Genomic DNA, 13,189 nt, shown 5'->3' with positions numbered 1-13,189 from the left:
GGCTATTCCCAGCCCCCGCCGAGGCTGAGGAAGATCGCCAGCTGGTCGTCGAGCAGCTGCGCCCGGGCCGCTGCGCTGGTCACCTCGGCGCCGGCATAGCTGCGCTGCGCGTCGAGCAGCGACAGGAAGTCGCCCCGGCCGAAGCGGAACAGCTTGCCCGCCTGCGCCGCCGATTGCGCCGCGCTGCCGCTCGCCCGGGCAAGGGCATCGGCCCGTTGCGCGTCGCGGCGATAGGTCTCTAGCGCGGTCTCAGTCTGGCGCAGCGCCTCGAGCACGCTGCCGTCGAACCCGGCGAGATCGGCCCGCACCTGCGCATCGGCTTGGGCGATCCGTGCCTTTACCACCGGCCGGTTGGGGAAGGACCAGCTGAGCAGCGGTCCCAGGCTGAACCCGAAGGACGTGCCACCGCCGATATCCTTGAGCGGACCGGACAGGCCGAGCGACCCGCCGATGCTGATCTGCGGATAAAGCGCTGCGGTGGCGACGCCCAGCCGCGCGGTGTCGCCGGCGATCTTCCGCTCGGCCTGGCGGATATCGGGCCGGCGGCGGATCAGCGCGGCGCCGTCGCCGGTCGGCAGCGGGCTGCGCAGGCTCGGCAACACCGAGCAATCGGCGACTTCGCGCGGATAGTCCGCAGGCGGCTTCCCGAGCAGCGTGGCGAGCAGATAGAGCGCGGACTGGCGCTGGCCTTCGAAGGCGGGCAGCGCCGCTTCGCTGGTCTCGACCGCAACCTGGGCGCGGCTGACGTCGAATGCGGTACCGCGCCCGCCGCGGAACAGGCGCTTCGTCGCGGTCAGCGTGTCGCGCTGGAGGGCGACAACCTTGCGGTTGACCCCGAGCAGGTAATTGGCGGCGCAGACCTTGCCATAGGCGCGGGCGGTGGCGGCGGCGACGCTGACGCGGACATAGTCACGCGCGGCGGTCACCGCCTCGACATCGGCCTGGCTCGCCTCGATCGCGCGGCGCAGCCGGCCGTTGAGGTCGATCGGGTAGGAGGCGCTGATCCCGAAATTATAGGCGACGTTGCCCGGCAGGTCGGTGCCGGTCCCCGACGGGCGGGCGAGCGTGGTGCCGCCGCTGATCCCGGTGGTGACGTCGCGCCCGGCATCGGCTTCGCGCAGCACCGCCTCGGCGCGCACCAGATTGGCCTGGGCAACGCGCAGGTCGGTATTGGCGGACAGCGCCTGCTCGATCAGCCCATCGAGCCGCGGGTCCTGGTAGAGCCGCCACCAGTGATCGGGCAGCGACGTGCTGCCGTCGATCCCCGGGCCGGTGGCCGAGAGAAATGGACCGGTGGCACCCGGCGCGGTTGCGGCCGAAGTCTCGGGCGGATGATAGTCCGGCCCGGCGGTGGCGCAGCCGGCCAGTGCCAGCGCGACCAGCGATATGGCGAAGGGCTTACGCATGGTGGCAGGCCACCGGCTGCTTGGCGTTGGGGTCGGCCGGCTGGACGGTAACTGTGGCGGTACGCCCGGCGATCAGCCGCATGTCGGCCGGTACCTTGTCGAGCCGCACGCGCACCGGGATGCGCTGGGCGAGGCGGACCCAGGAGAAGGTCGGCTGGACGGTCGGCAGCAGGTTGCCGCTGTCGCTGCGGGTGGAATCATTGATGCCATAGGCGATGCTGTCGACATGGCCGGTCAGGTCGCTGCTCTCGCCCATCAGCCGGACATGGACCGGCGCACCGATGCACACGAGCGGCAGCTTGGTCTCCTCAAAATAGCCCTCGATCCGCAAGCTGTCGCGGTCGATCAGCGCCATCGCCTGCTTGCCCGCGCCCAGATAGTCGCCCGGATGCAGGTCGAGATTGGTGACGACGCCATTGACCGAGGCGTGGACGCGGGTACGCTTGAGGTCGAGCGCGGCGGCATCGCGCGCGCCGATCGCCTGGGCCAGCGCGGCCTCGGCGGTGGCGACGGCGGCGAGGTTCTGCTCATGCGCTTCGGCCGCGACCAGGTCGCCCAGTGCCAGGTCGCGCTGCGCGGTGCGGCGTGCCTGGCCGAGAGTCGCCCGAGCGCTCGCCACCCGGGCATTGGCCTGTTGCAGGGCCAGGGCATAGCGCGGCGTGTCGATCACGAAGAGCAGGTCGCCGGCCTTGACCGGCTGGTTGTCGTGCACCGCCACCGAGGTGACGAGGCCGCCGATATCGGGCGTCACCCGCACCACATCGGCGCGCACCCGCCCGTCGCGCGTCCAGGGGCTGCGCTCATAATGGTTCCACATCCACACCGCCACGGCGATCGCGGCAAGGACGATGACGAGGGTGGCGGCGCTGCGCGCCAGCGGGAGGGCGAGACGTTTCATAGACGCAATCCAAAGAACGGGACGAGGAAGGCGAGCAGGCCGAGGCTCAGCACGAACAGGCTGAGGTCGACCGCCGCGCGATAGGCGACGAAGCGGTAGAGGCCGAAGGCGCCGATCAGCCGGGTGAGCACGAAGCTCAGCGCCAATGCGCCGAGCGCGAGAACGAACAACGTCGGCAGATAGACGCCGTCCAGCGAGACTTCGCCGATCATGCGGCCCTCCGATAACTGGCTGCTTCAGGGAAAAGGTTGCGGCGCAGGCTCACCAGTCCGAGCGTGCCTTCGCGGCGGAATTCGGGCTGAGGATAATCCGCGGTCGCCGCGATCGCGCCGTCGATGCGGTCGAGCAGCGCGGGATCGGATGGGAGCGGCATGTCGGGATCGAGGCTGCGATAATAATCGGCCACGCCCGACAGCACCTCGGTCAGCGCATCGCCCTGCCCGGGCGGCAGGTCCAGCCGCAGCTGGCGCAGCTCGCCGATTGCAACGCCGGTGCGCAGGTCGCGCAACGCGTCGTAGAGCGGGCGGCCGCTGTCCTCGCCGATCGCGGCCAGGCGCGGGGCGAGCAGGCCGATCCGGTCGAGCATCCGGTTGATCCAGCCGCGCACGTCCGGCGCGCGCATCAGGTTGGCACGCTGGGCGATGTCGGCCCAGCCGGCGCGGATCGTCCGTCGGATCGCGTGATGCGCGCCGGCGGCCTGCATCAGCGCGGTCATCACGATTGCGAACCAGGTGCCGACCAGCTGGGCGATCGAGCCATTGGCATAGCTGGCGAAGTCGCTGCTGTAGGTCGCGGCGAGCAGCGCCGGGCTGCCCATGCCCATCATCGCCGGCAGCGCGATGCCGCCATAGCGCGGGGATGACATCAGTGCGCCGCCGACCAGCAGCACCGGTGCGAGGGCCAGGGCGAGCATCCAGAAACCGTCGAGCATCGGCAGGATCGCGAAGCCGTAGATCGCGCCAAGCACGGTCGCGATCAGCGTGCCGATCATGAAGCCCTTGAGCGGCGCCAGCGCATTGTCGAAGGCGGAGAACAGCGCGAGGAACACGCCCGCGAGCATCACCGCGGTCGATCCGTCCGCCCAGCCGCTGCCGATCCACAGCGCGCAGCCCAGGACGATCGTGATGAACGCCCCGAACGCGCCGCGCGCTGCGCCGGCATAGTCGCGGTGCAGCTCGCGATTGCGACGTCCGCCGAGCAGTTCGGCGACACGCGGCGTCACCGGCTGGCGGCGATGGGTGATGAGCTGGTCGCGCAGGTCGCGGCAGTCGCGATGCACCGCGACCAGCGCGCCGAGCCGGGCGAGCAGGCTCAGCCGCAGCATCTCGGTCCAGTTCGTTTCGGGGCCTGCCGCCGGCTCCAACGCCGAGCAGCGCGCGATCAGCGCCTCGGCGCTGGCACGGCGTTCGGCAGGATCGGCCTCAGGCGCGGCGAGCCAGACGCGGCAATCGTCGATCAGCGTGGTGACTTCCGGCGAGACGGTGCCGCCCGCGCTCTGGAACGTCTCGAGCCGGTCCTGCACGGCGGCGCCGAGCGGGAGCAGCATCGAGAGCTGGTCCTGCAGCGCGCGCACGGTGCGGACGCGCGGGGCGAGGCGCGAGGGATCGAAGGGCAAATGGATCGAGAGCTGGTGCAGCTCGGTTACGTCGAGCGCTAGGCGGCGGCGCTCGGCTTCGAGTTCGGGAACCGGCTCGGTGGCGATCGCATCGCGCGACCAGCGCTCGGCATCGCCCAGGATCGCATCGACGCGCGACAGCAGCAGCCGGGTGATCGATCCGGGCATCACGACGCCGTGGACCAGACTGCTGCACAGGATGCCGATGCCGATCTCCTGCACGCGCAGGATCGCGACGGTGAAGATGTCTCCGGGCGCGTCCACGCTCGGCAGTGCGATGATGCAGGCGCTGTAGCCGGCGAGCACGAACATATAGGCGCGCGGCGTGCGGTCGAGCAGCGACACGAACACGCAAATCGCCAGCCAGCTCGCGATCGCAAGCGTGAGCAGTTCCGGCGCGTTGACCAGGGGCGGGACCATCGCGACGGCCGCGACGCCGCCGACAAAGGTGCCGATTAGCCGGAACAGCGCCTTGGAGATAACCGCGCCGGCGAGCGGCTGGGCGACGATGAACGATGTCAGGAAGGCCCAGTAAGGACGCTCAAGTCCGATGCTCAGCGATATGTACAGCGCGAGCATCGCCGCGACGTAGCATTTGACCGCGAACAGCGCGGTCGGAAGCCCGAACTTCTGCCCCATGGTTCAGCCTCGCCGCTCCGCGATCCGGGCGTTGAGCAGCTCGAGGAGATGCAGCATCGTCGCGATCTCCTCCTCGGGCACGCCGTCGAACAGCTCGCGACGCAGCTGGGCGAAGCGGGCCTCGATCTTGTCGACCAGCGCGGCTCCCGCCTCGGTCAGCACCAACCGGTTCGACCGCTTGTCGTCGGGATTGGGCACGCGCTCGACCAGCGCCGCCTGTTCGAGTTGGTTGAGCACCGAGACGGTGGAGGGGCCAGTGATCCCGATCTCCTGCGCCAGGTCGGTCTGCCGCGCCTCCGGTCCGAGCCGGTGGAGATGGATCAGGCACCAGCCCATCGAATTGGAAACGCGGAGTTCGGCGAGCGCGGCATCGGCGAGCTGGCGCCAGCCACGACTCACCTGCGGCATGGTGCGCGCAACATCGCGTCGAAGATTGGCTCGAGTCATTTTAGATAGATAGCTATCTAATAAAATGAACTCAAGAGGCGCGAAAGGGTGCGCATTCAGACTTTGGTATGGGGAGGGCTGGCGGTCGATCTGCCGCAGGCCGGGCCCGATCTAGTCGAGCACAACCTTGTCGGCGTGGCGCGGTTCGAAGCCGCGGGCGCGGCGCTCATATTCCTGCGCCATGCCCATATGCGCACGGAAGCTCGCCATGCCCTTGGCACGCAGCGCAGCGTCGCGTTCCTCGTCGGCACGCTGTGCGAAATAGGCGCTGTCGGTCATTTCCGCTCCGTCATTCATCCATTTCGGAAATATTCAATCGTGAAGCGGACCGCATTCCGTACAAACGCGTAGGGTCGGTCGAGCCGTGCCGATCCTGCGCCGGGGCGGTAAACGGCAAACGGCCGGCCGGATAAACCGGGCCGGCCGCCGAGGATTGCCTGAAACGGCGCTTAGCGCAGCTTGTGCCCTTCCGCGTCCCACACCTCGACCGTGCCGAGCTTGAGCGCGCGGACCTTCTCCTCGATCTTCGAAAGATCGCCGACGATGACCCAGGTCATCGCATCCGGATGGAGCAGCTGCGCGGTATTGGTGATCGTGTCGGTGCGTAGCGCCGCATATTGCGCGGGCAGGGTCGTGATCCAGTCATAGGACCGGCCGAAGCGGTTCACATATTGGAGATAGCCGACCATCGCATTGTTGGTCTCGAACCGGCCGGGCAGGCCAAGCACTTCGCCCTTGGTAAGCAGGTCGAGTTCGGCCTGGGTGGCGGGCTTGTCCTTGCGGATCGCGCGGAGTTCCTTGTCGATCTCGCCCAGCGCTTCCGAAGTCTTGTCGGTCTGCACGCTGGTCGCCACGCCGAACACCTGCGGTCCGCGCGCCTCGGCGACATAGGAGCTGGCGCCATAGGTCCAGCCCTTGTCCTCGCGCAGGTTCATGTTGAGCCGCGCGGTGAAGTTGCCGCCGAGCACGTCGTTCATCGCGCCGATCTCGAACCCGCGCGGATCGTCGCCCTTCGGCATGATCTGGCCGACCCGGATCACCGACTGGATCGCACCCGGCTTGTCGACGAGCACGATCCGCGGGGCGGTGATATCCGCGACGGGCGCGATGGTCTTCTCGCCCTTGGAAGTGGCTGGAGCCTTCCAGTCGCCGAACGCCTTTTCGAGCGCGGCGGTCAGCGTGGCGAGATCGGTGCCGCCGGCGGCATAGATCACTGCATTGTCGGGCCGCAACCAGGCGTCATGGAAAGCGATCAGGTCCTCCCGGGTGATCGACTTGAGCGTGTCCGCGCGGCCAGCGAGCGGTACGCCATATGCGTGGTTGGCGCCGTAGATCAGGTTGGTGAAGGTCCGCTGGGCGATCTCGTCCGGCGAGGCGAGCGACTGAGCCAGGCCCGAGAGGTGGAGCTGGCGGTCGCGTTCCAGATCGGCGACCCGGAAGCCCGGGTTGCGGATATAGTCGGCCCAGAGCGCTACCGTTTCGGGTAGCGAGCGCGTCATCGACGAGACCATGAAGTCAGTCGTGTCGACACTCGACGTGGCATAGAGGCGGGCGCCGAGCAGCGCCTGACGCTCGGCGAACTGGGTGCCGCTGAGCGTGGTGGTGCCTTCGTCCATCATGCCCAGGGTGAAGCCGCCGATACCGTGCTTGAGCTTCTGCTCGGCAGCCTGACCGGCATCGAACACCATGGTCATGTCGACGGTCGGCGTGCCCGGGCGTTCGGCCAGCACCACGCGGATGCCGTTGCTGAGCTTCGCCTCGCGCAGCTCCGGAAGCTTGAGCGCGGGGGAGGGGCCGAGCGGCGGCAGCTTGGTGCGATCTGCGCCATCGGCGATGACCTTGGGGTTCCCGAAGGGCAAGACAGTGAGCTTGTAGTTGGGCTTGCCGAGCCAGCTGGCGGCGGCGCCGCGGACCTGCGCCGCAGTCAGCGCCTGGAAGCGTTTGTCTTCCACGGCGTAGTTGCCGGGGTTGCCCGCGAAGATCGTGCCGTCGGAAAGCGCCATCGCCTTGACGTAGATCGACTCCATCGCACGGGCATTGTCGGCATAGGCGCTGGCCTTGACCCGGGCGAGTTCGGCCGGGGTCGGGCCCTTGGCGAGGAACTCGTCGAGCACCTGCTTCACCGCCGCTTCGGCCACCGCGCGATCGACGCCCGGCTTCAGCCGCAGATCGACCGAGAAGATGCCGGCGATGGCATAGCCCGCATATTGGGCCGAGGCATAGGTGGCGAGCTGCTTTTCCTGGACCAGCACCTGGTAGAGGCGCGAGGTCTTGCCGCGGCCGAGCGCCTGGGCGGCGAGCTGGAGCGCCGAGGCCTCTGGCGTGCCGCGGCCGGGCACCGCCCAGTTCCAGGCGATCGCGGTCTGCGGCACTGCGTCCTGCATCACTTCGCCCTTGTCGCGTTCGAGCGTCGGCACCCAGGCAGTGGTGCGGCTGACCGGCTGGCCGGCGGGGACGCTGCCGAAATACTTCGTGACCAGCGCCTTGGCCTGTTCGAGCGTGACGTCGCCCGACAGCGTGACCACGGCGTTGGTCGCGCCATAATATTGGGCGAACCAGCCCTTCACATCGTCGAGCGAGGCGGCGCTCAGGTCCTCCATCGAGCCGATGGTCGGGTGGTGATAGGGATGGCCGACCGGGAACAGCGCCGCCGCCTCGCGCTGGTCCATCAGCGCATAGGGGGTGTTCTCGCGGGTGCGCTTCTCGTTCTGGACGACCTTGCGCTGCTCATCGAGCTTGGCCTGGCTGATCGCGCCGGCGAGATAGCCCATGCGATCCGATTCCAGCCAGAGCACGCGCTCGAGCCCGCCGGTCGGGACGATCTCGTAATAGTAGGTCTGGTCGAGCGAGGTGGCGCCGTTGACCCCCGACACGCCGATCTCCTGGAGTGGCGGCATGTACTCCTTGTCGTGATGTTCGGAGCCGTTGAACATCAGGTGCTCGAACAGGTGTGCGAAGCCGGACTTGCCGTCGGGCTCGTTCATCGATCCGACGTGATACCAGACCGCGACCGCCACCTTGGGGGTCTTGTGGTCCTCGTGCACCACGACGCGCAGGCCGTTGGGAAGCGTGAACTGCTGGTACGGAACAAGCTCCTGCGCACTGGCGGGCAGTGCGGCGGCGATGGCGAAGCTCGCCGCGGCTAGGAGCAACCTGGTGGCCTTCATGGGAATATCCTCAAGCAAAAAAGAGCCGGCTCCCTGCGCACAGGGGAGCCGGCAGGTGCGTGCAGTGCCTCAGAAGATCGCGGCGGCGCCGATCTTGAACTTGCGCCCACCGAGGTAGGTCGCGCGGGTGTAGTAGCCGGCGATCAGCTGCTGGACGTCGGGTGTCTCGGTGCCCTTGAGCAGGTCCGAGCCCTCGACATAGATCCGGTATTTCCGGCCGCGATCGATGTAGTATTCGCCGCGCAGGTCGAGCGTCTGGACGTCCTGGTTGTAGACGGACAGGCCGCGCGGGTAGAAATTGTCGAGCGTCTTCGACTGGAAGCTATAGGCCAGCGTGCCGTCGAAGCCGTATTTCTGGTAGGTTAGCGCGAGCGTGCCGCTGTGCTTGGGCTGCTGGTTGAACGGCAGACCCGAGAATTGATAGATATTGCTCTGCCCGGCCGGGGCATAGGCCCAGCTATACTGCTGGTAGCGGCTGCTCTTGGTGTAGGTGTAGTTGGCGATCACGCCCAGCCCGGCGAGAGCGCCCGGCAGGAAGTCGAACTGCCGCTCGAACCGGCCTTCCACGCCCCAGATGGTGGCGGGATGCTGGCTGTTGATCGGCGAGCCGCCGTTGATGAAATAATTCTCCGGATGCGCCGGATCGAAATAGGGCGCGCCCTGGAAATAGGGGCTGTTGGGTAGCGTGATGTTTGCCAGGTTTGCCGGGCCGTTGGTCTGGTTGGCCTGGAGCAGGTTGTTGATCCGCTTGTAGAAGCCGCTCAGCTTGATGATGCCGATCTTGTGGTAATATTCGGCGCTCAGGTCGAAGTTATGCGTGGTCGCCTGCTTCAGGTTCGGGTTGCCCGAATTGATCTGCAGGATAGGCTTCACGCCGTCCGGGCCCGGGATCGGGATGTTGATGAAGCTGATCCGGGTCTGCTGCGACAGGTCGTTGATCTGCGGCCGCGCGACCGACAGGAAATAGCCGCCGCGGAAGATCAGATTGTCGCTCTGCCGGAAGTTGAACAGCACGCGCGGCAGGAAATCCTCGGACTCGGCGGTCTCGGTCACCAGCTTGCTGAACTGGTTCTGGAAGAGGATGTCGCTGCCGAATCCCCCGCCGTTCGCCGGCAGGATCGGGCCGATATAGGTCGGGAACACCAGGTTCGAGGCCGACAGCTCGGTGCGGTTGTAGCGCACGCCGCCGATGATCTCGAGCTTGCCGAACTGGAGCCGGCTCTGGACATAGGCCGCGTAATTGTCCTCGCGTGTCTTCTGCTTGTCCTGGCCGATGGCCGGCGCGATCGGCGAGAGCACCACCTGCGGATAATTGCCGAGATTGTCGAGGAAGCGGATCACCGTCCCCTCGCTCATCGCGGTGAAGTTGGCGCCGGTCACGCCCACCCGGGTCAGGTCGGTCGGCGAGAAGGGCAGGCCGAGCGACGCGATCGAGGCGTTGCCGGCGAACTGGGTGCGGGTCAGGTCATGCTTGAACTCGGCCCGCTCGAAGCGCCCGCCGACCTGGACGTATTTCAGGAAGCCCCAGTCCATGTCCCAGCGCAGGCTCGCCTCGCCGGTATAGCGGTTGTTGCTGCCGGTGGTCTTGTCGATGCCGCCGGTGCCGTTGGTGATCGTATAGCGCGAGGAATCGTTGATAAGCGCCCAGCCGGCGGTGCTGAGCAGCGGGATCGGGATCGCATCGCCGCTGCGCCGGGCGAACGGGGTGATGATGTAGCCGAGCGTGGAGTCGGTCGCGCCGGGCTGGAAGTATGCCGCGGTCGCATCGATGCCGCTCACCCGCATGTCCAGCGTGCTGTTGCGGTCATGCTTCTCGCTGCCATGGGCATAGCCGGCGAGATAGGTGAAGGTCAGCTTGCCCGCGGTGCTCTTGCCGGAAAAGCTGTACGTATCGGTGATCGTCTTGGCATCGGGATCATAGCTGTACGCCTGCTCCCGCCCCAGCGCGGCATTGCCGGGCGTCAGGTCGAGGTGCAGCGCCGAGATCGCCTGGCCGCCGGGCACGTCCGAATATTTGCTGGTCGCGGTGAAGATGTCGGTCATCGCGTAATAGGTGCGGTTGACCTCCGCATGCTGGAAATCGAACTTCCAGTTGCTGTGGTTGCCGATGTTCCATTCGGCCGAGACCGTCGCCGCCAGGGTCGATTGCTTCACATGGTTGAAGCTGGTCTCGAGCTGGGTGATGTAGGCGCCGTCATCCCCGGGCACGAAGGGAAACATCGTGTTCGGGTTCACCGCGTCCCCCGCGGTCAGCGTCGGCGTGCCGTTGGCGGCATTAGGCAGGAACGCGCCGAACTTGGTCACTGTGTTGTACGACACGTTGCGTACCGAGTTGCGGCGATACTGGACCGACGCGCTCAGGCCGAAATTGTCCTGCGCGCCGAAGCGGCCGGCAACGGTGCCGGAGACCAGGAAATCCTTGCTGAAATCCTTGCCGCTCAGGCCGCCTTCCACCTGGAGATTGGCATAGCGGTGGGGCCGGTTGAGCGGCGACAGCGTCTCGATCTCGATCAGGCCGCCGGTGCCGGCGCTGTCCTGGCTGGGGAGCAGGCTCTTGCTGATCGTGATCTTGCCGACCGAGTCCGCAAGCAGGTTGCTCAGGTCCGCCGAGCGGCCGGTGCCGTTGCCGACGGGCAGCTGCAGGCCGTTCAGCTTGACGTTGTTCATGTCCGGATCGAGGCCGCGGACGATGACGTTGGTGCCGTCGCCGGTCACGCTGTCGCGCTGAAACGATACGCCGGCGGTGCGGCGCAGCGCGTCGGAAAAGGTGGTGCCGGTGAAATTGCCCAGGTCGTCGGCCGAGACGACTTCGGTGTTGTTCTCGGCCGCGCGCTGCAGGTTGAGCGCGTTGGCGCGGGCGCTGCGGGTGCCGTAGACGACGATCGGTACGCCTTCCTCAACCCCTTCGTTCATCGCCAGGTCGATGGTCGAGGCGTTTCCCGATCCCACCACGATCGGCTGGGTGCGGGTGCCGAAGCCGAGAAACGAGATCTCCAGCGTGTACTGGCCGGGCGCGACGTCGGGAAAGCTGAAGTCGCCATTCTTGTCGGCGGTGGTGCTGTCGCCGGTCTCGGCGATGCGGACCAGCGCACCGGCAAGCGCGCGGCCTCCCTGCTCGCGGGTCAGGTGCCCGGTGATCGCACCCTTCTCGCCGCTGGTGCGGTTCTGCCCGGCGGGCGCGGAAACGATGTACGAGCCGCCCTGGGTCGCGTTGAGCGACAGGCCCGATCCCTGGAGCAGCGCCTGGAACGCCGCCTGCGCGGTGAACTCGCCATGCAGCGCCGGCGCGGTCCGCCCCCGGATCACCGCGCTGTCGAAGATGATGTTCGTCGAAGTGCGCGTCGCCACCGAGCGGAGCGCGGCTTCGAGCGGCTGCGCCGCCATGTCGAAGCTGTAGCGCGTCTGCGCCTGGGCAACCGGGATGACGAAGAGGCAGCAACTGGCGGCGAGCGTGGACAGCGTGAGCTTGGACGGCATGATTTTCCCCCGGGGGAGTGCGACCTTTTCTCACTCCCTCACAGGTCTAGACGATGCTGCGTTGCGAAACCGACATGGCAAAGAAACAAAAATGTCACCCGGTCGGAAATCAGCGCACGATGTGCATAGTCTGGCCGGTCTGCTCGATACGCAGCCCGTGCAGTGCGGCGACGGCGCGGGCGAACTCGCCGGTGTCGTTGGTGGCGAATACGCCAGACACGCGCAGGGCGGCGAGCCGGGGATCATCGACGACGAGGCGCGGTCCGCCATAGCGGTTCAACTCGGTGACCGCGTCGGCGAGCGGCGTATCGGAGAACATCGCCTGGCCGCGCCGCCAGGCGGTGGCGATCTCGGCCGGCTGCGCATCGACCCGCACGGCGCCTTCGGGCTGCGCACGCAACCGCTCGCCCGGATTGAGATAGGTGGGTGCGATCCGCCTCACCGCGGGGCGGATGTCGGTCACCACCACCTTGCCCTGGAGGAGGGTGACGGTCACTTCCTTGCCCTCGCGCCGCACGACGAAGCTGGTGCCGACCGCGCGGACCTGCTTGTCGCCGGCGCGGACGATGAAGGGGCGGGCGGTGTTGTGCGCGACTTCGAACATCGCCTCGCCATGCTCCAGTTCCACCAGCCGTTGGGCCGGGTCGTAGCGCACCTCGACGCTGCTGTCGGTGTTGAGCGCGATGCGGCTGCCATCCTCCAGCGTCGCCACCTTCTGCTCGCCGATCGCGGTGGAATAGGCCGAAGGCCGGCTCAGCCAGAGGAAGCTGCCGATGCCGATCGCGATCAGCAGCGATGCCGCGAGCGCCAGCTGATGGAGCGGCAGGCGCCGCCGCGGTCCGGCGACGGGGAGGGGCGTCGGCCTGGGCGCGCGGACCGGCGGCTCGTCGAGCAGCAGCGCGGCGCCGGGCAGGTCGGCCCATATATCGGTGGCGCGCTCAAAGGCACTTTGATGGGCGGGATCGGCGCGCAGCCAGTCCTGGAAGGCAGCCTCGCGTGCGGGCGTGCGGGCATCGCCCTGGAGACGGGCAAGCCATGCGGCGGCTTCGGCCGATGCGCGGGAATAGGGCTGGCTCACCACCCCTCCATCCACTGCATCAGCTGGAGCGTCGCCCGCGCCACCTGCTTCTCCACCGCCGCCACGCTCATCCCCTCATCGGCCGCAATTTCGGCATAGCTGGCATTTTCCAGCCTTCGCCGCAGCAGGATACGGCGGGTTCGTTCCGGCAGTGTTTCTAGCCCCGCCTTGGCATGTTCAAGCCGCCGTTGCTGTTCCATGATCTGCGCGGGATCGGGTGTCGAGTCCGCGATATTGTGCAGGTCGGGCGTTTCGGCGAACGGCGCGCGCGCATCGCGACGCTTGCGATCGATCGAGAGATTGACCGCTGCCGTCACCAGCAGCGCCTCGCGCGAGCGGGCGGTCCGGTCGCGCTCGTAGCGCTCGATCCTCAGGAAAGCCTCCTGCACCAGCTCATCCGCATCCTGTTCGGCGACGCCGCGCCGCACTACCGCGCGCTTTGCCTTGGCGAGCATGTTCGCA

10 protein-coding genes are annotated in these 13,189 nt (G+C 67.4%); all 10 read right to left on the bottom strand.

The window, feature by feature from the left end:
- Positions 1 to 2 precede the first annotated feature (2 nt).
- On the bottom strand, positions 3 to 1,406 hold the full coding sequence (locus AAHM44_RS03680; RefSeq protein ID WP_269576290.1) for an efflux transporter outer membrane subunit: 1,404 nt from the start codon (positions 1,404 to 1,406) through the stop codon (positions 3 to 5).
- Complete coding sequence (locus tag AAHM44_RS03675) at positions 1,399 to 2,304, bottom strand: efflux RND transporter periplasmic adaptor subunit (RefSeq protein WP_342249060.1); 906 nt, start codon at positions 2,302 to 2,304, stop codon at positions 1,399 to 1,401. The genes AAHM44_RS03680 and AAHM44_RS03675 overlap by 8 nt, the downstream gene beginning before the upstream one ends.
- A complete protein-coding gene (locus AAHM44_RS03670) occupies positions 2,301 to 2,516 on the bottom strand; it encodes a DUF1656 domain-containing protein (RefSeq protein WP_184168786.1) in 216 nt (71 codons plus the stop codon). The genes AAHM44_RS03675 and AAHM44_RS03670 overlap by 4 nt, the downstream gene beginning before the upstream one ends.
- Complete coding sequence (locus AAHM44_RS03665) at positions 2,513 to 4,558, bottom strand: FUSC family protein (RefSeq protein WP_342249059.1); 2,046 nt, start codon at positions 4,556 to 4,558, stop codon at positions 2,513 to 2,515. Before AAHM44_RS03665 ends, AAHM44_RS03670 begins: the two co-directional genes overlap by 4 nt.
- Before the next feature lie 3 nt (positions 4,559 to 4,561).
- Positions 4,562 to 5,005, bottom strand: coding sequence for a MarR family winged helix-turn-helix transcriptional regulator (locus AAHM44_RS03660; protein WP_269576287.1), 444 nt, complete (start codon positions 5,003 to 5,005; stop codon positions 4,562 to 4,564).
- 111 nt (positions 5,006 to 5,116) lie between these two features.
- Positions 5,117 to 5,284, bottom strand: a complete 168-nt coding sequence (locus tag AAHM44_RS03655) for a hypothetical protein (protein ID WP_184168783.1) — start codon at positions 5,282 to 5,284, stop codon at positions 5,117 to 5,119.
- 170 nt (positions 5,285 to 5,454) lie between these two features.
- Entirely contained in the window at positions 5,455 to 8,172 is a 2,718-nt protein-coding gene (locus AAHM44_RS03650; protein ID WP_342249058.1) for a M16 family metallopeptidase, read from the bottom strand.
- 69 nt (positions 8,173 to 8,241) lie between these two features.
- Positions 8,242 to 11,649 (bottom strand): TonB-dependent receptor, encoded by a 3,408-nt coding sequence (locus tag AAHM44_RS03645; RefSeq protein WP_342249057.1) that lies wholly within the window; start codon positions 11,647 to 11,649, stop codon positions 8,242 to 8,244.
- 109 nt (positions 11,650 to 11,758) lie between these two features.
- Complete coding sequence (locus tag AAHM44_RS03640) at positions 11,759 to 12,727, bottom strand: FecR family protein (RefSeq protein WP_342249056.1); 969 nt, start codon at positions 12,725 to 12,727, stop codon at positions 11,759 to 11,761.
- Complete coding sequence (locus AAHM44_RS03635) at positions 12,724 to 13,182, bottom strand: RNA polymerase sigma factor (protein ID WP_184168779.1); 459 nt, start codon at positions 13,180 to 13,182, stop codon at positions 12,724 to 12,726. Before AAHM44_RS03635 ends, AAHM44_RS03640 begins: the two co-directional genes overlap by 4 nt.
- Positions 13,183 to 13,189: the final 7 nt, after the last annotated feature.

The organism is Sphingomonas sp. OTU376, from assembly GCF_038440415.1.
GTDB lineage: Bacteria > Pseudomonadota > Alphaproteobacteria > Sphingomonadales > Sphingomonadaceae > Sphingomonas > Sphingomonas kyeonggiensis_A.
This window is presented reverse-complemented; position numbering and strand designations above follow the sequence as displayed.